General features: G+C 62.1%; 18 protein-coding genes. 16 read left to right on the forward strand and 2 right to left on the reverse strand.

The window, feature by feature from the left end; genetic code table 11:
* Nucleotides 1–4 precede the first annotated feature (4 nt).
* Nucleotides 5–799, reverse strand: coding sequence for an enoyl-CoA hydratase-related protein (locus tag QM600_RS04590; RefSeq protein ID WP_283260300.1), 795 nt, complete (start codon nt 797–799; stop codon nt 5–7).
* A 132-nt stretch (nt 800–931) separates the two neighbouring features.
* Complete coding sequence (gene rpmB / locus QM600_RS04595) at nt 932–1,123, reverse strand: 50S ribosomal protein L28 (protein WP_003942669.1); 192 nt, start codon at nt 1,121–1,123, stop codon at nt 932–934.
* Between the two features lie 354 nt (nt 1,124–1,477).
* Here rpmB and QM600_RS04600 point away from each other — a divergent pair, with 354 nt between their 5' ends.
* The 16 genes from QM600_RS04600 to QM600_RS04675 all read left to right on the forward strand — a co-directional run bounded on the left by QM600_RS04600 (nt 1,478) and on the right by QM600_RS04675 (nt 21,943).
* On the forward strand, nt 1,478–3,178 hold the full coding sequence (locus QM600_RS04600) for a DAK2 domain-containing protein (protein ID WP_283260301.1): 1,701 nt from the start codon (nt 1,478–1,480) through the stop codon (nt 3,176–3,178).
* A gap of 65 nt (nt 3,179–3,243) precedes the next feature.
* Nucleotides 3,244–5,505, forward strand: a complete 2,262-nt coding sequence (recG, locus tag QM600_RS04605; RefSeq protein WP_283260302.1) for an ATP-dependent DNA helicase RecG — start codon at nt 3,244–3,246, stop codon at nt 5,503–5,505.
* A 120-nt stretch (nt 5,506–5,625) separates the two neighbouring features.
* The gene (locus tag QM600_RS04610) at nt 5,626–9,030 is read left to right on the forward strand and encodes a pyruvate carboxylase (RefSeq protein WP_283260303.1); all 3,405 of its coding nucleotides are present in this window, start codon (nt 5,626–5,628) and stop codon (nt 9,028–9,030) included.
* A complete protein-coding gene (gene rsmD / locus QM600_RS04615) occupies nt 9,027–9,593 on the forward strand; it encodes a 16S rRNA (guanine(966)-N(2))-methyltransferase RsmD (RefSeq protein ID WP_283260304.1) in 567 nt (188 codons plus the stop codon). The genes QM600_RS04610 and rsmD overlap by 4 nt, the downstream gene beginning before the upstream one ends.
* Nucleotides 9,590–10,084: a pantetheine-phosphate adenylyltransferase gene (gene coaD / locus QM600_RS04620; RefSeq protein ID WP_283260305.1), complete on the forward strand. Its 495-nt coding sequence runs from the start codon at nt 9,590–9,592 to the stop codon at nt 10,082–10,084. The genes rsmD and coaD overlap by 4 nt, the downstream gene beginning before the upstream one ends.
* A gap of 131 nt (nt 10,085–10,215) precedes the next feature.
* Complete coding sequence (locus tag QM600_RS04625) at nt 10,216–10,977, forward strand: DivIVA domain-containing protein (protein WP_283260439.1); 762 nt, start codon at nt 10,216–10,218, stop codon at nt 10,975–10,977.
* 184 nt (nt 10,978–11,161) lie between these two features.
* Entirely contained in the window at nt 11,162–11,722 is a 561-nt protein-coding gene (locus QM600_RS04630; RefSeq protein ID WP_283260440.1) for a YceD family protein, read from the forward strand.
* 2 nt (nt 11,723–11,724) lie between these two features.
* A complete protein-coding gene (gene rpmF, locus QM600_RS04635; RefSeq protein WP_243620669.1) occupies nt 11,725–11,907 on the forward strand; it encodes a 50S ribosomal protein L32 in 183 nt (60 codons plus the stop codon).
* 19 nt (nt 11,908–11,926) lie between these two features.
* The gene (gene rnc, locus QM600_RS04640) at nt 11,927–12,700 is read left to right on the forward strand and encodes a ribonuclease III (RefSeq protein ID WP_283260306.1); all 774 of its coding nucleotides are present in this window, start codon (nt 11,927–11,929) and stop codon (nt 12,698–12,700) included.
* 8 nt (nt 12,701–12,708) lie between these two features.
* The gene (gene mutM, locus QM600_RS04645) at nt 12,709–13,584 is read left to right on the forward strand and encodes a bifunctional DNA-formamidopyrimidine glycosylase/DNA-(apurinic or apyrimidinic site) lyase (RefSeq protein ID WP_283260307.1); all 876 of its coding nucleotides are present in this window, start codon (nt 12,709–12,711) and stop codon (nt 13,582–13,584) included.
* 58 nt (nt 13,585–13,642) lie between these two features.
* A complete protein-coding gene (locus QM600_RS04650) occupies nt 13,643–14,083 on the forward strand; it encodes an OsmC family protein (protein WP_283260308.1) in 441 nt (146 codons plus the stop codon).
* Nucleotides 14,083–15,000 (forward strand): SMP-30/gluconolactonase/LRE family protein, encoded by a 918-nt coding sequence (locus QM600_RS04655; RefSeq protein ID WP_283260309.1) that lies wholly within the window; start codon nt 14,083–14,085, stop codon nt 14,998–15,000. Before QM600_RS04650 ends, QM600_RS04655 begins: the two co-directional genes overlap by 1 nt.
* On the forward strand, nt 14,997–15,275 hold the full coding sequence (locus tag QM600_RS04660; RefSeq protein ID WP_283260310.1) for an acylphosphatase: 279 nt from the start codon (nt 14,997–14,999) through the stop codon (nt 15,273–15,275). The genes QM600_RS04655 and QM600_RS04660 overlap by 4 nt, the downstream gene beginning before the upstream one ends.
* A 25-nt stretch (nt 15,276–15,300) precedes the next feature.
* Nucleotides 15,301–18,885, forward strand: coding sequence for a chromosome segregation protein SMC (gene smc / locus QM600_RS04665; protein WP_283260311.1), 3,585 nt, complete (start codon nt 15,301–15,303; stop codon nt 18,883–18,885).
* Nucleotides 18,886–18,927: 42 nt separating this feature from the next.
* Entirely contained in the window at nt 18,928–20,436 is a 1,509-nt protein-coding gene (ftsY, locus tag QM600_RS04670; protein ID WP_283260312.1) for a signal recognition particle-docking protein FtsY, read from the forward strand.
* A 202-nt stretch (nt 20,437–20,638) separates the two neighbouring features.
* Nucleotides 20,639–21,943, forward strand: coding sequence for an ammonium transporter (locus QM600_RS04675; protein ID WP_283260313.1), 1,305 nt, complete (start codon nt 20,639–20,641; stop codon nt 21,941–21,943).
* Nucleotides 21,944–21,988 lie beyond the last annotated feature (45 nt).

Genomic DNA, 21,988 nt, shown 5'->3' on the forward strand with positions numbered 1-21,988 from the left:
CGGATCAGGCCTGCTTTGCGGCCACAAAATCGGGGCGACGCTTCTCGACAAACGCGTCAACGCCCTCGCGGCCGATAGGACCGTTGGCGGCACGCGCGATCGATGCGGCTTCGGCATCGAGTTGCTCGGCGAGCGTGTTGGTGCGTGACGAGCGCAACAGTTCCTTGATACCGGCGTACGACGAACTCGGTCCGTGCGCGAGGGTACGGGCGAGGCGGAGGGCTTCTTCCTGAACTTCGTCGTCGCCGACAAGGCGCGTCAGGATGCCCAGGCGTACGGCTTCGTCGCCGCCGAGGACGGAATCGTTGAGCAGGATCTCGCGGGCGCGTGCTGCCCCGACGATGCGGGGGAGCGTCCAGGACATTCCGCCGTCCGGGGTGAATCCGATCGACGGGTACGCGGGGCGAAGTTTGGTGCTGGTGCCACCGATGGCGACATCTGCGAGGCAGACCAGACTCATGCCGGCGCCCGCTGCCCAGCCGTGAACTCCGGCAACAACCGGAGCCGGTGCGGCGTCCAGTGCACGTACGAAGTTGTGGAATGTCCGGGCAACCTGGCCGACGTATTCGCCGCGATCCGGCGCAGACGCGAAGGCTCGAACGTTGCCGCCTGCGCAGAAGTTGGAGCCTTCGCCGACCAGGAGAATGCTGCCGACGTCGTTACCGAGAGTTTCCAGAGCTTGTGCGCCCTGTTCCATGCCCTCGCCGTCGAGTGAGGTGCCGTTGGCGGCGGTGGAAATGGTGATGCGGAGAACGCCCTCGTCGAGCGTCACTTTGCTGAGGTCATCGATGGAAGTCACCTCAAGCACATTACGGGTGCTGTGCGCGCCTACTCACAGGGGTATCGCCGGGTGAAGCAACCTGCAAAAACAGCTCTGCCCCCGACACCGGAAGTGTCGGGGGCAGAGCTTGCAATTATTGTGCTCGGGCAATCAGCCCCGAGCGACCTTGCCTGCCTTCAGGCAGGAGGTGCACACGTTGACCTTACGGGTGTTACCCGGGGCAACCTCGGTACGAACAGACTGAATGTTCGGGTTCCAGCGACGATTGGTTCGCCGGTGCGAGTGCGAGACCGACTTACCGAAGCCGGGCCCCTTGGCGCATACGTCGCAGACGGCAGCCATAGTCGCGAACTCCTTGTTAGAAATGAATATTGAAGTGGTTACCCTACATTGCAGGGCGGCCGGAATAACAATTCGAATATACGCTGTCGATGACTGCGATACCGAATCGGTCTTACGTCGCTCATTGTGTAGCTCATTGTGTAGTCGAACGTTGCAACAGTGAACACTGTTGTAGACAATGTGCCAAAATCGCACGGTTTGCAGCAGTGTTTGGTGTAGCCCGTTCGAGGCAACCGTGTAACAGTAACTGTTGACCGGTGGATTGACCAAACCGGCTGCCGTGACGCCGTCTGCGGTGCCCGCCGGACTACCCTCGACGGCATTCGTCTGGTCCGTACCGAGGGGAGCTGTTCAGTGGGGGAAGTGCAGCGGCTGAGCACCGGTGGGACTGCGGACGGGAGTGCTGACGGACTCTTGTTGCGCCGGTGGGCGCGGCGCTCGGTCGATTGCCTGGAGACGCGGCGTGGAGAGATCAACAGTCTCAACGTCTTTCCCATCCCGGATTCCGATACCGGTACAAACCTTCTGTTTACCATGCGCGCTGCGCTGGACTCGGCCGAAGCATTGGACGCCGACGTCACCAGTGCCGGTCGGGTAGCCAATGCGCTTGCTCGGGGAGCGGTGTCGGGGGCCCGCGGTAACTCCGGCGTCATCTTGTCGCAGGTGCTGCGTGGGATTGCCGAGTCAGTGCGGGGTGACTACATCGACGGCCACGACCTCGCGGTGTCGTTGAAGACGGCAACCACACTGGCAACACGTGCGGTCACGGACCTCGTCGAAGGCACCATCGTGACGGTTCTCCGGGCTTCGGGCGAAGCGGCCGAGGCGTGCGTCGGTGCCGACCTTGGTTCGGTGGCGCTCGTTGCGGCGGATGCGGCGGCGCAGGCGTTGATCAAGACACCTGAGCAACTGGAGGTCCTGGCGTCGGCGGGTGTCGTCGATGCCGGTGGGCTCGGCCTGGTGGTGATTCTGGACGCCTTGGTCGAATCCGTGACCGGACGAACTCTCGATCGGACGGACCTCGGCGACCTCGGGTGCAGCCCCGGGCTTATCGCCGATATCAGCAGGCTGGACCACGATTGGGCCAGGAAATCAGGCCCGGTCGAGTGTGGTGACGATTCGGCTCAGGACTTCGAAGTGATGTATCTCGTCGACGATTCGGACGACGAGAGGATGGCAGCTCTGCGCACCCGGTTGGCAGTGATGGGCGACTCCATCGTGATCGTGAGTGACGGTTTCGGAGGTTGGTCAGTTCACGTGCACTGCTGTGATGCGGGTGCCGCGGTCGAGGCAGGCCTCGAAGCCGGACGAGTTCACGGGATTCGAATCAGCAGTTTCCTCGTCGACGAACGTGATCAGTTGGTGGCGCGTCGTGAGACGAAGTTCAGTGGCTACGACGCTCGTGGGGTGCTTGCCGTGGTCGCGGGCGACGGTGCGGCAGCGTTGTTCGAGAGCGAAGGTGCCTCGGTGCTGCGGTGTGACGACGCCCCGGTGACCCGCGCTCAGTTGCTGGGCCGCATCCGGACGATGGACCGCAGTGAAGTACTCGTACTACCGAACGGTGCGTTGAGTGCGCAGGAGTTGGTCGCGGTGAGTGCTGCCGCTCGTGACCCCCTTCACCAGGTGCTTCTACTGTCGACGTCCTCGATGGTCCAGGGATTGGCTGCGCTCGCAGTCCACGACGGCACTCGCAATGTCGCTGACGACGGATTCACCATGTCGGAATCAGCGGCGGCTACCCGCTGGGGCTCGCTGCGGATCGCAGTGGAGCGGTCGTTGACCTATGTCGGCACGTGCGACCCGGGAGACGCCATCGGTTTGATGGGCCACGAGGTGGTGGTCATCGGACCCGACGTGGTGGCGTCGGCGTCACGATTGATCGATTTGGCCTTGGGGTCCGGCGGAGAATTAGTGACGCTTCTCATGGGTGCCGACGCGACGGACGGTTTGGCCGGGCGGTTGCAGGAGCATGTCGAGGCCACGTATCCCGGCGTTGACGTGCTTGTTTATCAGGGTGATCAGCCCGGAGACCTGTTTCAACTCGGCGTTGAGTGAGTTTCTCTGTCGGTGGCAACTGGTAGATGAAGAGCTGTGTTTATCGACAACCTGCGGAGGAATTGATGGCGACGCTTGCCGACGGGCTCGATCAGTTGCTGGGAAAGAAGACTGCGGACGCCCTGGCCGAGGCCTTCGAGATTCGCACGGTCGAGGACCTGCTGCGTCACTACCCGCACCGCTACGCGTCGGCGGGCAAGGGCCTTGCCGACAAGGAGCCGCCGGAAGGCGAGCACCTCACGATCATCGCGCGTGTGGCGTCCGCGACGGTGGTGAACATGAAGAACCGGACCGGGCAGATGCTCAAGGTCTCGCTCACGACGGATACGCAGACGGTGGACGTCACTTTTTTCAACCCGTACAAGGTGAAGCATGCCATCAAGCCTGGCGTGCGAGCGATGTTCTCGGGCACGGTCAAGTACTTCCGGAACAGTTGGAGTTTGACGCACCCCAGTTATCTGATTCTTCCGGAACCTCTTGTCGGGGAAGAAGATTCGGTGGTTCCACTGAAGTCGGTCAAGGGTGCCGGTGACCTTGCGGGCTTGGCCCGGGCAAGCTCCGGTCCGGGTGCAGAACTCGACTATTCGATCTTCGAACGCGATTTCATCCCACTGTATCCGGCAACCCGCGAGGTCGAAAGTTGGACGATCATGCGGTGTGTCCGGCAAATCCTCGATCAACTTGATCCGGTTCCGGAACCCCTGCCCTCCGACACTCTTTCCGAACACAAGTTCGTCGGGTTGGACGAGGCGCTGCACACGGTGCATCTACCCGATACCAAGGAAGACATCGAACGTGCGCGGGAGCGACTGCGATTCGATGAAGCACTGTCTTTGCAGTTGGTTCTCGCAATGCGTCGACACGATAATTCCGAGCGAGTGGCACCGGCGTGTACACCCGTCGCGGGCGGTATCGCCGAGCAATTCGAGGAGATGCTTCCCTTCACTCTGACGGAGGGGCAGCAAGCGGTCGCGGCGGAAATCTCGGCAGACCTTGCCCGAACGCAACCGATGAGCAGACTCCTGCAAGGCGAGGTGGGCTCCGGAAAGACAATCGTCGCCCTGCGCGCAATGCTCCAGGCCGTCGACGCGGGGTATCAATGTGCGCTGCTCGCGCCGACGGAGGTGCTGGCCAATCAGCACGCGCGGTCCCTGCGCGCAATGATGGGTCCGCTCGCTACCGGCGGCGAACTGGGCAGCGTCGAGCACTCCACCCGCATCGCCCTGCTCACCGGCTCACTTCCGGTCGCAGCCAAACGCGCCGCGCTACTCGACGCCGTGACGGGTGACGCGGGAATCGTGATCGGGACGCATGCGCTCATTCAGGACACCGTCGAGTTCTTCAACCTCGGCATGGTTGTTGTCGACGAGCAGCACAGGTTCGGCGTCGAGCAGCGTGATCAACTGCGCTCCCGGGCCCGTGAGGGTCTGAGTCCGCACCTTCTTGTCATGACGGCGACGCCGATCCCACGAACTATCGCGATGACGGTGCTCGGCGACCTCGAGGTGTCGACGCTGCGCGAACTTCCGCGGGGACGGACACCGATCAAGAGCAGTGTGGTGCCGGCAAAACAGAAACCGCAGTGGGTGGATCGTGCCTGGGAGCGGATTCGTGAGGACGTCGCGGACGGACGTCAGGCGTACGTCGTGTGCTCGCGGATCGGTGACGGAGAACAAGCTGCCGGGGAGGATCAGTTCACCGAGGAGAAGCAACCCGAAACCAAGTCTGCTGTGGACGTCTTCGAAGAGTTGTCGAGTGGACCGATGGCAGACTTGCGGGTCGGACTCCTCCATGGACGCTTACCGTCGGACGAGAAGGACGTCGTGATGAGCGCGTTCAACGTCGGCGACATCGACGTGCTGGTCTGCACTACCGTCGTCGAGGTCGGTGTGGACGTCCCCAACGCGACGGTCATGGTGATCGTCGACGCGGAGCGTTTCGGTGTCAGCCAGTTGCATCAGTTGCGTGGTCGAGTCGGGCGCGGAAAGCACCAGGGTTTGTGCATTCTGGTGACGGGAAGCAGCCCCGGCGGGCCGGCATACGCACGGCTTTCGGCCGTTGCCGCCACCAACGACGGATTCGAGTTAGCGCAACTCGACCTCGCGACGCGACGCGAAGGAGACATCCTCGGTGCGGCGCAGTCCGGCACAACGTCGAACCTGCGATTGCTGTCACTGATAGCGCACGGAGGCATCCTCGAATCGGCCCGGGAGTTCGCTTCCGGAATCATCGAGCGTGATCCCACACTCGATGCGCATCCCGCACTCGCGTCGATGGTGACGGCGGCCTTGGACTCCGATCGGATCGAGTACCTCGAAAAGTCGTGAGAGGTATGACGACAAGCTGAAAACGAATAGCAGCAGGACCACGGGGTTTGTTTCTCGATTCAGTCCGAAATATGAGATGCCGCCCGCCGGCACCAAGTGAAATCGGGGTAGTTTTCTCCAATGTTCTCCAAAGTGCTCGTCGCGAACCGTGGCGAAATTGCGATCCGTGCCTTCCGTGCCGCCTACGAACTAGGCGCCGGAACTGTCGCGGTGTTTCCGTACGAGGATCGGAACTCGATCCACCGTCTCAAGGCAGATGAGAGCTATCAGATCGGGGAGAAGGGGCACCCGGTTCGGGCGTACCTGTCGGTCGAGGAAATCGTGGCCGCGGCACAAAATGCCGGTGCCGACGCTATCTACCCCGGCTACGGATTCCTGTCCGAGAACCCCGACCTGTCGGCAGCCTGTGCGGAGGCGGGCATCAAGTTCGTCGGCCCCTCCGCGGAGATTCTGGAACTGACCGGAAACAAGGCCCGCGCCATCGCTGCGGCGAAGGCGGCCGGCCTGCCGGTGCTCGCATCGTCCGAGCCCTCCTCCGATGTAGCCGAACTGCTGGCTGCAGCCGAGAACATGACGTTCCCGATCTTCGTGAAGGCTGTTGCCGGCGGCGGTGGCCGCGGTATGCGCCGCGTCGCCGAACGTTCCCAGCTCAAGGAATCCATCGAAGCCGCTGCACGCGAAGCCGAGTCGGCGTTCGGCGATTCGACGATGTTCCTCGAACAGGCGGTCATCGATCCGCGGCACATCGAAGTGCAGATTCTGGCGGACGAGCACGGCAACGTCATTCACCTCTTCGAGCGGGACTGTTCCTTGCAGCGTCGCCACCAGAAGGTGATCGAAATTGCTCCGGCGCCCAACCTTTCCGAGGAACTGCGCGCCAAGATCTGCGCTGACGCCGTGGCGTTCGCGAAACAGATCGGTTACACGTGCGCGGGCACCGTGGAGTTCCTGCTCGACAAGCGTGGCAATCACGTCTTCATCGAGATGAATCCGCGAATTCAGGTGGAGCACACGGTCACCGAAGAGGTTACCGATGTTGATCTCGTTCAGTCGCAGCTCAAGATCGCATCCGGTTCCACTCTCGAAGAGTTGGGCCTGACGCAGGACAAGATCAAGCTTCGGGGCGCTGCGCTTCAGTGCCGCATCACCACCGAGGATCCGGCCAACGGTTTCCGCCCGGACACCGGACGTATCACCGCATACCGCACTCCGGGCGGCGCGGGCATCCGCCTGGACGGCGGTGCGACCTTGGGCGCCGAGGTCGGCGCCTACTTCGACTCGATGCTGGTCAAGCTCACTTGCCGTGGCCGTGACCTCGAGGCTGCCGTGGCACGTGCGCGGCGTGCGGTTACCGAGTTCCGTATCCGCGGCGTCTCCACCAACATCCCGTTCCTGCAGGCAGTTCTCGACGACGAGGACTTCCGTGCCGGCCGCGTCACCACCTCGTTCATCGAGGAACGCCCCCAGTTGCTGACACTGCGCAGTTCGGCCGACCGCGGTACCAAGATCCTCACGTACTTGGCCGATGTCACGGTCAACAAGCCTCACGGTGAGCGCCCGTCGTCGGTGTACCCGCAGGACAAACTGCCGGTCATCGATCTCTCGACGCCGCCGCCGGCCGGTAGCCGTCAGCGTCTGCTCGAACTCGGCCCCGAGGGTTTCGCGAAGGCGTTGCGCGCGCAAAAGGCCGTCGCCGTCACGGACACAACTTTCCGTGATGCGCACCAGTCGTTGCTGGCCACGCGCGTCCGCACCAGCGGACTCCTCGGAGTTGCCGGTCACGTTGCGCGGTTGACACCGGAACTGCTGTCCATCGAAGCGTGGGGCGGCGCGACTTACGATGTGGGACTTCGCTTCCTGCACGAGGATCCGTGGTATCGCCTCGCCGCACTGCGCGAGGCAGTCCCCAACATCTGCCTCCAGATGCTCCTGCGTGGCCGAAACACGGTGGGCTACACGCCGTATCCCGAGAAGGTCACTCGAGCATTCGTGCAGGAGGCTACCGATACCGGAATCGACATCTTCCGAATCTTCGACGCGCTGAACAACGTCGACCAGATGCGACCGGCCATCGACGCGGTCCGCGAGACCGGAACTGCGGTTGCCGAGGTGGCGCTGAGCTACACCGGTGACCTGTCTGATCCGAACGAGACGCTGTACACGCTCGACTACTACCTCCGTCTCGCGGAGGAAATCGTCGACGCCGGTGCTCATGTTCTGGCCATCAAGGACATGGCAGGACTCCTGCGTGCGCCGGCGGCCACCAAGCTCGTGACTGCCCTGCGCAGCAACTTCGATCTTCCGGTGCACGTGCATACCCACGACACCCCCGGCGGGCAGTTGGCGACCTACTTCGCGGCCTGGCAAGCGGGTGCCGACGCCGTCGACGGTGCTTCGGCCGCGATGGCTGGTACCACCAGCCAGCCGGCGCTCTCGGCCATCGTCGCTGCTGCGGCGCATTCGGAGTTCGATACCGGCCTGAACCTCGAGAACGTCTGTGACCTCGAGCCGTACTGGGAGGCGCTGCGAAAGGTGTACGCGCCGTTCGAGTCCGGGCTTCCGGCCCCGACCGGACGCGTCTACACGCACGAGATCCCCGGCGGTCAGCTGTCCAACCTTCGCACTCAGGCTGTCGCTCTCGGACTGGGTGACCGCTTCGAGGAAGTCGAAGCCAAGTACGCCGACGCGGACCGCATGCTCGGCCACCTGGTGAAGGTCACGCCGTCGTCGAAGGTTGTCGGTGACCTTGCGCTGCACCTGGTCGGTGCCGGTGTTCCGTCCGAGGAATTCGCTGCTGATCCGGCCAAGTTCGACATCCCCGATTCGGTGGTCGGCTTTCTGCGCGGAGAACTGGGCACACCTCCCGGCGGCTGGCCGGAACCGTTCCGCAGCAAGGCGCTCGAAGGCCGTGGACCGGCCAAGGCCGAAGCGGCGCTCTCGCCGCAGGACGAGGCTCTGCTCGAAGGTTCGTCGAAGGATCGTCAGGCAACGTTGAATCGTCTGCTGTTCCCCGGTCCCACCAAGGAATTCCTGGAACATCGCGACAAGTACGGTGACACCTCGCGGCTTTCGGCCAACCAGTTCTTCTACGGACTGCGACGCAGCGAAGAACACCGGGTTGAACTCGCACCGGGTGTGCAGTTGATCATCGGACTCGAAGCCATCTCCGAGCCTGACGAGCGCGGTTACCGCACCGTCATGTGCATCCTGAACGGGCAGTTGCGTCCGGTCTCGATTCGCGACCGCTCGATCGCCAGCGATGTTCCGGTGGCCGAGAAGGCCGACAAGAACAACCCCGGACACGTTGCCGCGCCGTTCGCGGGTGTTGTCACACTCGCCGTCGCCGTAGGCCAGAAGATCGAGGCCGGCGATACCGTCGCCACGATCGAGGCCATGAAGATGGAAGCGGCAATCACCTCGCCGCGCGCCGGCATCGTTTCCCGTATCGCGATCAGCGCTGTCCAGCAGGTTGAAGGCGGCGACCTCCTGGTCGTCGTGTCGACAGGGGAGAGCGCAGCAGAGTGACACGCATTATCGCCGGACTCGCAGGCGGCCGACGTCTGCGAGTCCCGCCGGTCGGCACCCGGCCCACTTCGGACCGGGTTCGTGAGGCTTTGTTCAGTGCACTCGAGGCGCGGATCGACCTCGACGGTTGCGCCGTTCTCGATCTGTTTGCCGGTTCGGGAGCCCTTGGCCTCGAAGCGCTTTCGCGGGGCGCCGAGCATGTGATGCTCGTCGAATCCGACGCGAAAGCTGCCGCTGTGATCAAGGACAACATGGCAACGGTCTCATTGACCGGAGCGGTTCTGCGGGCCGCTCCGGTCTCGGCCGTCGTGTCGGGGCCGAGCGCGCGGGAATACGACATCGTGATCGCCGACCCGCCGTACGCGATTACCGACGAGGACGTGATCTCGATGCTCGAAAATCTTCGCAGTAACAAGTGGGTAGGGGAGGGGACGATCGTGGTGCTCGAACGCTCGTCCCGCTCACCCGAGACTGCGTGGCCGGAGGGCTTCGAGGCGGTCAAGGCCAAGAAGTACGGCGAAGCCCGGATCGAACTTGCAACCTGCTACGGTCTGGACTCATGACTGGCGCCGTTTGCCCCGGATCCTTCGACCCCGTGACCAATGGTCACCTGGATGTAATCGGAAGAGTTGCTGCGCAATTCGACGAGGTTGTCGTCACGGTGATGATCAACAAGAGCAAGCGTGGGATGTTCACCGTCGACGAGCGAATCGAGATGCTCGAAGACGCGACGAGCCATCTGCCCAATGTGCGCGTGAGTTCGTGGCACGGGCTCCTGGTCGACTACGCGAAGCAGGAAGGCCTCACCGCGATCGTCAAGGGCCTTCGCGGTGCCAATGACTTCGATTACGAACTGCAGATGGCTCAGATGAACCAGAAGCTCAGTGGCGTCGATACGCTCTTCGTTGCGACCAACCCCACGTACAGCTACCTCTCCAGCTCGCTGGTCAAGGAAGTCGCGACTTTCGGTGGCGATGTAGCCGACATGCTGCCCGAGAACGTACACACCCGGTTGCTCGCCCGCATCGCGGAACGTGCCGCCGAAAACAGCTGATCCCCGACACACCGCACCCGCACACACCTGGTGAGCCCATCTTCCGGCAAACTTGACGAGGAACGGGCACAGGTTCATGTGAACCCGTGACGATGTGGGCCGACATTGGCCGGTAAAGATTGGGGTTGCTTGTGTACCGGGTATTCGAGGCGCTGGACGAACTGGTCGCGATTGTCGAAGAGGCACGCGGCGTCCCCATGACTGCCGGGTGCGTCGTCCCCCGTGGCGACGTGCTCGAGCTGCTCGACGATGTTCGTGACGCTATTCCGAGTGAACTCGACGACGCTCAAGACGTCCTCGATCACCGTGACAAGCTGGTTTCGGACGCACGCTCCACTGCCGACAAGACGGTCAGTAGCGCCAACGCCGAAGCAACCTCGACGGTCGAAAATGCACGCGATGACGCCGATCGGATCCTTTCCGACGCGAAGGCCCAAGCCGATCGGATGGTTTCCGAGGCGCGCGCGCACGCCGATCAGCTGGTCGCCGATGCCGAGGAAGAAGCAGAACGTACCGTCACCGACGGTCGACGTGAGTACGACGCCGTCACCGGGCGGGCACGCACTGAGTCCGAGCGCATGATCGACGCCGGCAAGGCGTCGTACGACCGTTCTGTCGCCGAGGGAAGCGCCGAGCAGGCGCGACTGGTGTCGCAGACCGAGGTCGTCCAGAACGCGCACACCGAATCGGCTCGGGTGATCGATGCCGCGCATGCGGAATCCGATCGAATGCGCTCCGAGTGCGATCGGTACGTCGATACCAAGCTTGCGGAATTCGAGGAGTTCCTGAGCGGGACGGTGAGGTCCGTCGGCCGGGGTCGTCAGCAATTGCGGACCGGTTCAGGTGTGCCGGACTACCTCGACGAGGAGCGGCGTCCCGAGCGTCGACGCTGAATATTTTGTGAAGTAGAGGGGCTCATCCGCAAGGGTGAGCCCCTCTACTTCTATCCGGATTCGGTCTGGCCTGCATTCTCGGGTATTGTTGAATGGTTGCCCATCCCAGTTTCAACAGTTAGGTGAGTTCTCTTTGTCGAAGTATCGCCGCAATTCATCGCATCAGTCTTCTGATGTGGGATTTTTGCTGGACACGGTCAAGCTTGGTCGGCGTCCAGGGTCGATGCGCACCGTCGAGAGAACTTTTCCTTCCCCGAGCCGCGTCGGTCTTGATCTGATCGCGATCGAAGTAGGTTCGGACATAGATCTCGACCTCCGCATGGAAGCGGTATCCGAGGGCGTTCTCGTCACCGGTACCGTGCACGCACCCACTGCGGGTGAGTGCTCGCGTTGTCTGGAGCCGTTCACGAGTGTTGTGGACGTCTACCTCACGGAGTTGTTCGCTTACCCGGACAGCACCACCGAGGAGACAACGGAGGAGGGTGAGGTTTACCGGGTCGAAGACGAAGAAATCGACCTGGAACCGGTCATCGTCGATGCAGTAGGACTGGCGCTTCCGCTCCAGCCTTTGTGCAGTGACGATTGCTTGGGATTGTGCTCAGAATGTGGCATTCGCCTGGCGATTGCGGAATCTGGGCATGGGCATGACATACTTGACCCTCGCTGGGCTGGTCTCGCGGCCAAATTTGGCGTGGAATCAAACACCAGTGAAAATCTTGTGATCACCGAAGCCGAGGAGAAGTAGAAGTGGCTGTCCCCAAGCGCAAAATGTCGCGATCCAACACGCGGTCGCGTCGTAGCCAGTGGAAGACCACTGTGCCCACCCTCGTTACCTGCCCCAACCGTGGCTGTGGCGAGAAGACCATGCCCCACATCGTGTGCCCGTCCTGCGGTACATACAAGGGCCGCCAGGTAACCGCTGCTGCGTAATTCTCCCCGGAGAATAACTATGACAAGCGACAATACAGTTTCAGCCGTTGGCGGCGAGGGCAATCATGACAAGCTCCTCGCCGCTATCGGCGTCGAAATAGAGCCCGGTCTTCTGACCCTGGCTCTTACTCACCGCTCGTACGCGTACGAGAACGGTGGATTACCTACGAACGAACGTCTCGAGTTTCTCGGGGATTCAGTTCTGGGTCTCACCGTCACGGAAAATCTTTACCTGACCCATCCGGATAAATCCGAGGGCGATCTCGCGAAGATTCGTGCGAGCGTGGTCAACATGCACGCACTCGCCGAGGTTGCCCGGACTCTGGGTGAGGGTGGGCTCGGAGCGCATCTGCTGCTGGGCAAGGGCGAAGAAATGACGGGTGGCCGTGACAAGCCATCCATCCTCGCCGACGGCATGGAATCCATTCTGGGGGCCATTCACCTGCAGCACGGAATCGAAACCGCGCGACGCGTGGTTCTCGATTTGTTCGACGATCTTCTGACTCGTGCTCCGCTTCTGGGTGCCGGTCTGGATTGGAAGACGAGCCTTCAGGAACTGACCGCTGAGCACGGCGCCGGTGTTCCCGTTTACGAGATCACCGCTACCGGACCCGATCACGACAAAGAGTTCACGGCCACGGTCCTCATCAGTGGCAAGCCTTTGGGTATGGGTGTCGGTCGTTCCAAGAAGGAAGCTGAGCAGAAGGCAGCCAGCACTGCGTGGAAGGCTATGTCGGAGAAAGCATCCGAAGAGGCTCCCAACGCGATTGTTGTCACCGATCTTGCCGGCTGAGTTCTGCTGTGCCTGAACTTCCCGAAGTCGAAGTCGTTCGCCGCGGCCTACAGTCTCATGCTGTGGGTGCGGCGATCGAGGCCGTCGAAGTTCTCCATCCCCGCGCTGTCCGGCGGCACGTTCTCGGATCCGAGGATCTGATCGGTCAGTTGACCGGGCAGACCATCGCTTCTGCCGAGCGCCGCGGAAAGTACCTGTGGCTGGTTCTGGAACCCGCCGGTGTCGGCGTGGTGGTTCATCTCGGAATGAGCGGCCAGATGTTGGTCCAGCCTCCGAGTGTGGACTGGGAAAAGCACCTCCGTATCCGTCTGGCACTGGATTCCGGGGCCGATCTCAGATTTGTCGATCAGCGCACTTTCGGTGGCTGGTCGATTTCGCCGTTGGTGGAGGTCGACGGGACACTGCTGCCGGAATCGGTGGCGCACATCGCCCGAGATCCGATGGACGAGGCTTTCGACCTCGAATCCGTTGTCAGCGTTTTGCGCGGTAAACACACCGAAATCAAAAGGGCATTACTGGATCAGACCGTGATTTCCGGTATCGGCAATATTTATGCCGACGAATCCTTGTGGCGGGCACAGGTTCACGGCAACAGAATTGCCGAGACCCTGGCCAAGCCGAAATTACGTGAATTATTGACCGCGGCCCACAGCGTGATGGGTGAAGCGCTCGAGCAGGGCGGCACGTCCTTCGACGCCTTGTATGTCAACGTCAATGGCGAATCCGGCTACTTCGACAGGTCACTGTCGGCCTACGGCCAGGAGAATCTTCCTTGCCCGCGTTGTGGCGCCCCGATCAAGCGTGAGAAGTTCATGAACCGATCGTCGTTCAGTTGCCCGCGTTGTCAGCCGGCGCCTCGTATGAAGCGAAGCGCCAAGATATAAGCAGTGTGAAGCGTTAGGTCCGCGCACTTCCTTTTTGTCGGAGTGGCAAGATTGCGGCATGGCTGAACAGACCCCTGACAAGACTGCATCCACCGAACTCTGGGTAGAGCGCACCGGAACCCGCCGGTATACCGGCAAGAGTTCTCGCGGCGCCGAGGTGTTGATCGGCTCGGAATCCGTACCGGGAGTGTTCACGCCGGGCGAACTCCTCAAGATTGCATTGGCAGCCTGCTCGGGTATGAGTTCCGATTTCCCCATCTCGCGGCGTCTCGGTGACAACTACGACGCCACCATCCGGGTATCGGGGACGGCGGATCGGGAGAACGAGGTGTACCCGCAACTGGACGAGGTCCTTGAACTGGATCTCAGCGAACTCGACGCGGACGCCCAGGAGCGATTGATCACGTTGATCGAACGTTCCGTCGAGAAGGTCTGCACCGTCGGTCGCACCCTCAAAGCCGGTACCAAGGTCACGCTGACAATCGACACGGACGCTTGATGCTCCGCGCCGGCGGTGTCGTCGCTGCGCTGGCAGTGAGTTACGCTGTGGCAGTTGCAGGTCCGGCGGCTGCGTCAGTCGGGGACGGTTGCGGTCAGTGGACGTCGACGCTCGTCACTTCCGGCGCGGGGATGCTCGAAAATCTGGAGTTCGACAGGGCCGGGTCGATGGTGCTGTCGCAATCGGCCCTCGTCGGTCAGGGTTCACTGCTGACGGTGTCCCCGGACGGAAGTCGAAAGACTCTGGTGAACAACGTGAACGGGGCTGGCGGGCTGGTTGCACAAGATGGTGCTGTGTATTTCACCACCGGAAACTCCACTGTCTCAGGCCTGTTCGGGATCTCGGATGGAACACTGGGACGGGTTGATACCTCAGATGGTTCGGTGACCACCGTCGCCAATTCTCTGGTGATGCCCAATGGCCTTGTCGCACTCGGTGGTGATCGTTTTCTGACGACGCGAACTCTTACCGATCCAGGACTCACGGTGATCGGGCGTGACGGCCAGGTGACGGTGGTGCGCAAAGATCTGGGGACCGTCAATGGTTTGGCACGTTCGGGCCGGAATGTCTTTGTCACAACAACGTTCGACCTCACAACGGCGATCCACATTCTCGACGCCGACGATCTGACTGGGCCGGTGAGGACCATCACGCTTCCGGGCTTCGGGCCGGTCAACATGGCTGACGATCTCACAGTTGGTCCGGATGGGGCGTTGTACGTGGCGTTCAATGCCGGTGGGAAGGTTGTGCGAGTGGATCCGGAGTGGGGCACGTCGTGTGAAATTGCAGTCGGTCTGCCGTTGACGTCGGCGGTGAAGTTCGGCGGCGGACCGGGCTGGGATCCGAATGCGTTGTACACCACCAGTTTTCTGGGTGACGTGCACCGCCTTGACCGAGTGAGCGGTGCTCCGGCGTGACTGATCAGGTGCGGTTGACCGCGTGGGTACACGGATTTGTCCAGGGCGTCGGGTTCCGTTGGTGGACCCGCGCGCGTGCCTTGGAGTTGGGTTTGGTCGGGTACGCGTCGAATCAACGAGACGGTCGCGTTCTCGTTGTCGCCGAAGGTGATCGAGAGTCCGCTGACAGGCTGCTCGCGCTGTTGCGTTCGGGTAGCACTCCGGGAACCGTCGACCTGGTGGTGGAGAGTTGGGACACAACGCGGGGAGACCTGTCCGGGTTCGTCGAACGCTGACTCCGAGGACGGTAAAGTTTCATCCATGCACCTCAAGAGTCTGACGCTCAAAGGCTTCAAGTCCTTTGCGTCGGCAACGACTCTTCGGTTCGAGCCTGGCATCACGTGCGTCGTCGGGCCCAATGGTTCCGGAAAATCCAATGTCGTCGACGCGCTCTCCTGGGTGATGGGTGAGCAGGGCGCCAAGGCGCTTCGCGGCGGAAAAATGGAAGACGTCATCTTTGCGGGAACGTCCGGCCGAGCACCACTGGGCCGCGCCGAAGTGACGTTGACCATCGACAACTCCGACGGCGCGCTCCCGATCGACTACTCCGAGGTGTCGATTACCCGTCGGATGTTCTTGGGCGGCGCCGGCGAATACGAGATCAACGGCTCGTCGTGCCGGTTGATGGACGTACAGGAACTGCTCAGCGACTCGGGAATCGGTCGCGAGATGCATGTGATCGTCGGGCAAGGCAGGCTCGCTGCGATCTTGGAGTCGCGCCCCGAGGATCGTCGAGCGTTCATCGAGGAAGCCGCCGGCGTCCTCAAACATCGGCGCCGCAAGGAAAAAGCAGTACGCAAGCTCGATTCGATGCAGGCCAACCTCGCTCGGCTGAGCGACCTCACGGCAGAATTGCGACGCCAACTCAAACCACTCGGACGTCAGGCTGAGGTTGCTCGCCGCGCCCAGACGGTGCAGGCAGACCTGCGTGATGCCAAGATGCGATTGGCTGCCGACGATCTGGTGACCAAGCGCACCGATTTGAACGACCAAGCGCAAGACGAGAAGGCGGCGCGCGAGCAGCACAATCAGGTGGCGGCCGCGCTTGACGAAGCCAATCTGGAACTGGGTCGGCAAGAGCAAGCGTTGGCGCGGCTCACGCCCGGTGCAGAAGCTGCGGCGCAGAGTTGGTTTCAGCTGTCGGCTCTCGCCGAACGCGTCAATGCAACGGTGCGCATTGCCCGGGAACGTGCGCGTCATCTCGATACCGAACCCGTCGGTGGCCGCACCCAGGATCCTGACGAGATGGAGGCGCGCGCCGACCGTTTGGCATCGGAGGAAGCCGAACTGGTCGAGGCTGTCGAGATTGCGCGCGCAGCCTCCGAAGCAGCCCGTGAACAACTGTCGGCTACCGAAGACGCTGCCGCAGAAGCGGAACGCGCTCACATAGCGGAAGTTCGGGCCGTCGCAGACCGCCGTGAAGGCTTGGCCAGGTTGTCGGGTCAGGTAGATACTCTCCGGACGCGAGTCGAATCGGTGGATGCCGATATGGCTCGACTCACCGAAGCCGTCGAGGAGTCGACGCGCCGCGCCGCCACTGCCGAGGAAGAGTTCGAGGCGGCGTCGGCGAGCATCGGCGATCTCGACGCCGGTGAGGTCGGACTCGACATCAATCACGAACGGGCGCTCGAGGCTCTTGGTCTGATCAATCGGCGAGTCGACGAGTTGCGTGCCGAAGAGAAGTCGAGCGGACAACGCATTGCTTCGCTCCGCGCACGCGTCGAAGCACTGTCAATGGGGTTGCAGCGCAAGGACGGCGCCGGTTGGCTCCTCGAGCACCTCGAAGGCGTTACCAGCTCGCTGGCTGGCGAGATGCGTGTGGAACAGGGAGACGAAACCGCGATTGCCGCGGCCTTGGGCCCGGCAGCGGATGCCGTTGTCGCGCAATCGCTGAACGTTGCTCAGTCGGCGGTGGCAGCTCTCGTGGAACGCGATGGTGGTCAAGCGTCGTTGATCGTTCGCGGTGAGGGCGAGACTTCTGTATCGGTCGATCTCCCTCCGGGTGTTCGACGCGCCGTCGACGTCATCGAGTGCCCCGACGATCTGAGGGCCGGAATCAATGCCTTACTGGGCGACGTCGTTCTGGTTGAGAACCTCGACGATGCGGTTCGAATAGTAGCTGAGCACCATGCAATTCGCGCCGTCGACAAATCCGGAAACCTCCACGGAACGGGTTGGCTCATCGGCGGCTCCGATCGACGTCCGAGCACACTCGAAGTCCAAGCCGCTATCGACATCTCTGCCGCAGAGTTGGACCAGACGCAGGCGCGGTCCGAGGAATTGGAAGCAGCATTGGCAGGGGGACTGGCCGAGCAGGCTGCACGGCAGGAAACCGCGGAACAGACTCTGGCTGCGCTCAACGAGTCGGACGCAGCGATGTCCTCCATCTACGAACATTTGGGACGCTTGGGTCAGGCAGTCCGTACCGCGAACACAGAATCGGAGCGGTTGAGCGCCCAGCGCGATCGCGTGGAATCAGGTCGGGATGAATCTCTCACTGCGCTAGCAGAATTGGAAGAACGTCTCAGGCTTGCCGAGAGTGACGGGTCCGCCGAGGCGGGAGCGCCGGAATCAACCGCCACCGACCGCGAGATGGCAGCAGCGGCACTAGCCGAAGTGCGCATCGTCGAAATGGATGCGCGGCTCACCGTGCGAACTGCCGAGGAACGAGCCGAATCCGTTCGAGGCAAAGCAGATTCGCTGCGCCGCGCCGCGGCGGCTGAACGGGAGGCACGGGTTCGCGCCGAGCGGGCACTGAAAGCGCGCGCTCACGCCGCCGAAGTTGCTGCGGCTGTTGCAGAATCCGGCCGACGAGTGGCGACGGAACTCGAGGGCGTCGTCGCGTCGGCGCTGGCGCATCGTGACGAACTGTCACAGGCGCGAACCGAATGCATGGCAAAACTCGATCAGGTTCGAGAGATCGTCAAAGCGCTCACCGGGCAGTTGGCGTCGTTGACCGATGCGGTTCACCGCGACGAGGTGGCCAAGGCCCAGGCCGCGCTGCGCATCGAGCAGCTCGAAGAGTCCATTCTCGAGCAGTACGGGATCGGCCTCGACGATCTGATTTCCGAGTACGGACCAGATGTGGAACTGCCCCCGACAGCGCTGGAGTTGGAAGAGTACGAGCAAGCCAAGGAGTGCGGCGAGCAGGTCACCGCGCCGGTGCCCGCGCCGTACGAGCGAACCACCCAGGAGCGTCGAGCCAAGCGAGCCGAGAAAGACCTCGCGACTCTCGGCCGGGTCAATCCGTTGGCGCTGGAAGAATTTGCCGCGCTCGAAGAGCGATACACCTTCTTGTCCACACAACTCGAGGACGTCAAAACGGCGCGCAAGGATCTCCTGGACGTGGTGGCGGACGTCGACGCCCGGATCCTCCAGGTGTTCACCGAGGCCTTCGCGGACGTCCAGCGCGAGTTTGTCGGAGTCTTCGCGACACTATTTCCCGGGGGAGAAGGCCGACTGGTCCTCACCGACCCGTCGGACATGCTGACCACCGGCATCGAGGTCGAAGCTCGCCCGCCGGGAAAGAAGGTAAAGCGGCTGTCTTTGCTCTCCGGTGGCGAGAAGTCGCTGACCGCCATCGCGATGCTCGTGGCGATCTTCCGCGCCAGGCCGTCACCGTTCTACGTCATGGACGAAGTGGAAGCGGCACTCGACGACACCAATTTGCGTCGACTCATCGGTTTGTTCGAACAGTTGCGTGAAAAATCGCAGTTGATCGTCATCACGCACCAGAAACCGACCATGGAAATTGCCGACGCGCTGTACGGCGTCAGCATGCGCGGCGACGGAATTACCGCCGTCATTTCACAACGATTACGCGGCCAAGACCTCGCCGTGCGGTAAGCCCTGGTCACTTTCTCTTGCCGAGCCTGAAAGAATAGCTCGGTGACTACCCAGGCTTGGATCATCATCGCGGCTGTAGCGGCCGTAATACTCATTGCCCTCGTGGCTGGTTTCCTGCGCTACCGCAGCAGTCAGGTGTCGCTCAAGGCACCGGAGACGAAGCCGGAACTCGGTGCCCCCGAGAAGGACAAGTCAGGCGGCTACAAGGCCGGTGGCGGGTTCAGTTTCAGTGAGGGGTCCACCGCGACGGCACCGCCGGTGACGGTGGAACCGGAAAAGCCCGTCGAGCCGAAACCGATTCCGGTTGTCGAGGAACCGGTCGTCGGGAAGGCTCCGGTTGTTGAAGGGCCGGTTGTTGAAGGGCCGGTTGTTGAAGAGCCGGTTGTTGAAGAGCCGGTTGCCGAGAAGACGCCGGTCGAAGAGGCGCCGGTCGAAGAGGCGCCGGTCGAAGAGGCGCCGGTCGTTGAGGAACCCGTCGTCGAAGAGGCGCCGGTCGTCGAGGAACCGGTCGTTGTCGAGGAACCCGTCGTCGAAGAGGCGCCGGTCGTTGAGGAACCCGTCGTCGAAGAGGTTCCGATCGTCGAAGAGCCCGTTGTCGTGGAACCCGCGCCTCGGGTTCTCGACGAGATCGACCCGACCGAGGGCCGGCTTGATCGCCTGCGCGGTCGACTTTCACGTTCGCAGTCCGCGGTCGGTAAGAGCTTGCTCGGCCTTCTTGGTGGCGGCGACCTGGACGAGGATTCGTGGGAAGAGGTCGAGGACACCCTGCTGATTGCTGATATCGGCTCGGCGACGACGGAGAAGATCGTCACCACCCTGCGGGCGCAGATGGCGGCTCGCAGTGTTCGAACCGAGGCGGCCGCACGCGCTCTGCTGCGTGAGGTCCTGATCGCGGAGCTGCGTCCCGAGCTGGATCGCTCGATCCGGGCAATTCCGCACGACAACCACCCCGCCGTCCTCTTGGTCGTCGGTGTCAACGGAACCGGCAAGACCACCACGACGGGCAAGTTGGCTCGGGTGTTGGTCGCGGACGGACGACGGGTAATTCTCGGTGCTGCAGATACGTTCCGCGCCGCTGCGGCCGATCAGCTTCAGACGTGGGCTGAGCGTGTCGGCGCCGAGGTGGTTCGGGGTAAGGAAGGTGGAGACCCCGCAGCGATTGCCTTCGATGCGGTAGCACGCGGTATCGACGAGGGTGTCGACGTAGTACTGATCGACACTGCCGGCCGCTTGCACACCAAGACCGGTTTGATGGACGAGCTTGGCAAGGTCAAGCGCGTTATCGAGAAGAAGGCATCGGTAGACGATGTTCTGCTGGTTCTCGACGCCACAGTCGGCCAGAACGGGCTCGCTCAGGCTCGTGTATTCGCTGAGGTTGTCGACATCACCGGCGTTGTGTTGACCAAGTTGGACGGCACGGCCAAGGGCGGAATCGTCTTCCAGGTTCAGCATGAACTCGGCGTTCCGGTCAAGCTTGTCGGCCTCGGAGAAGGCGCCGACGATCTGGCTCCGTTCGAGCCGGGAGCGTTTGTCGACGCCCTTCTGGGCTGACGCCCCTGTGCGCCTTTTTGGTAGCGACCACTACCAAAAAGGCGCACAGGGTTCGCAAAACCCCACTACGAAACTTACTTGCAACAAAATTGGGTAATTGGTTCACGTCCGCGAAACGCGAGCGCGCCACGGACGAAACACCAGCCCAGCAGTCTTCTACTCAACGACGTGCTACCCGGCACGTGCGACTAGGAGGTAGTAAGTGAGTACCGACGAATTGTTGGCGAACTCCGGTAACGCCGCATGGATGCTGATGGCCGCGTCCCTGGTCCTGCTGATGACACCTGGCGTCGCATTCTTCTACGGTGGAATGTCTCGCTCCAAGTCCGTGCTCAACATGATGATGATGTCGTTCGGTTCGATGGCCGTTATCGGTGTCATTTACGTGCTGTGGGGATGGTCGATGTCCTACGGCACCGAAAACATCGGTGGCATATTCGCGAACCCCTTCGAGTTCTTCGGACTCAAGGACAGCATCACCGACGCGGACGGTAATTTCATCGCCGGCGCCTGGGGTTATCCCAACGTCATCGATATTGCTTTTCAGGTGACTTTCGCAATTATCACGACCGCACTTATCAGCGGTGCTTTGGCTGAGCGCGTGAAGTTCAGTACGTGGATGCTCTTCTCGGGCATCTGGGTCACGATTGTCTACTTCCCGCTCGCTCACATGGTGTGGGGCGGCGGATTGCTTTCGGGTTCCGAGGACGGCATTGCCGCGAAGATGTTCGGAACCATGGTCAATGACGACGGAGTTACCGTCGCCAATGTCGCACCGATCGACTTTGCCGGTGGCACGGTCGTTCACATCAACGCCGGTATTGCCGCGCTGGTTCTCGCTCTGATCGTCGGCAAGCGTGCCGGATTCGGCAAGACCGCGTTCCGTCCGCACAACCTGCCGTTCGTCATGCTCGGTGCAGCGCTTCTGTGGTTCGGTTGGTTCGGCTTCAACGCAGGTTCGGCCTTTGCTGCTGACGGCAATGCCGGTCTCGCTTGGGTCAACACCACCACTGCAACGTGCGCTGCGATCCTCGCTTGGTTGCTCACGGAACGTATCCGCGACGGCCACGCCACCAGCCTCGGTGCCGCTTCCGGCGCTGTTGCCGGTCTGGTTGCCATCACTCCGGCTGCCGGTGCGTTGAGCCCGGTCGGCTCGATCTTCCTCGGCGCTGTTGCCGGCATTCTGTCCGCTCTGGCTGTCGGCCTGAAGTTCCGCTTCGGCTTCGACGATTCGCTCGACGTTGTGGGTGTCCACTTGGTTTCCGGTCTGTGGGGCACTATCGGTATCGGATTCTTCGCTACGTCGACAGGGTTGTTCTACGGCGGCGACTACAAGCAGTTGGTGGTTCAAATCGTGATTGCACTTTCAGCTCTCATCTTCACCGGTGTTCTCACCGCGATTATCGGCTTTGCTCTCAAGCCTCTCGGCTGGCGAATCTCGCCCGAGGAAGAAGCTCGCGGCATTGACGAGACCCAACACGCAGAGACCGCATACGACCTCGCGTGATCAGCACTTGATTAGAGTGAAATCGCAGCACTTCAGAGTTGGAAA

Source organism: Rhodococcus sp. IEGM 1379, assembly GCF_030056815.1.
In the GTDB taxonomy this organism is placed as follows: Bacteria; Actinomycetota; Actinomycetes; order Mycobacteriales; family Mycobacteriaceae; genus Rhodococcus_F.

What these genes read in the sequence shown, in the direction of transcription:
- rpmB (WP_003942669.1), bottom strand. Translation starts at nt 1,123, where the DNA reads ATGGCTGCCGTCTGCGACGTATGCGCCAAGGGGCCCGGCTTCGGTAAG.
- recG (WP_283260302.1), top strand. Translation starts at nt 3,244, where the DNA reads ATGGCGACGCTTGCCGACGGGCTCGATCAGTTGCTGGGAAAGAAGACT.
- QM600_RS04610 (WP_283260303.1), top strand. Translation starts at nt 5,626, where the DNA reads ATGTTCTCCAAAGTGCTCGTCGCGAACCGTGGCGAAATTGCGATCCGT.
- coaD (WP_283260305.1), top strand. Translation starts at nt 9,590, where the DNA reads ATGACTGGCGCCGTTTGCCCCGGATCCTTCGACCCCGTGACCAATGGT.
- rnc (WP_283260306.1), top strand. Translation starts at nt 11,927, where the DNA reads ATGACAAGCGACAATACAGTTTCAGCCGTTGGCGGCGAGGGCAATCAT.
- QM600_RS04650 (WP_283260308.1), top strand. Translation starts at nt 13,643, where the DNA reads ATGGCTGAACAGACCCCTGACAAGACTGCATCCACCGAACTCTGGGTA.
- QM600_RS04655 (WP_283260309.1), top strand. Translation starts at nt 14,083, where the DNA reads ATGCTCCGCGCCGGCGGTGTCGTCGCTGCGCTGGCAGTGAGTTACGCT.
- smc (WP_283260311.1), top strand. Translation starts at nt 15,301, where the DNA reads ATGCACCTCAAGAGTCTGACGCTCAAAGGCTTCAAGTCCTTTGCGTCG.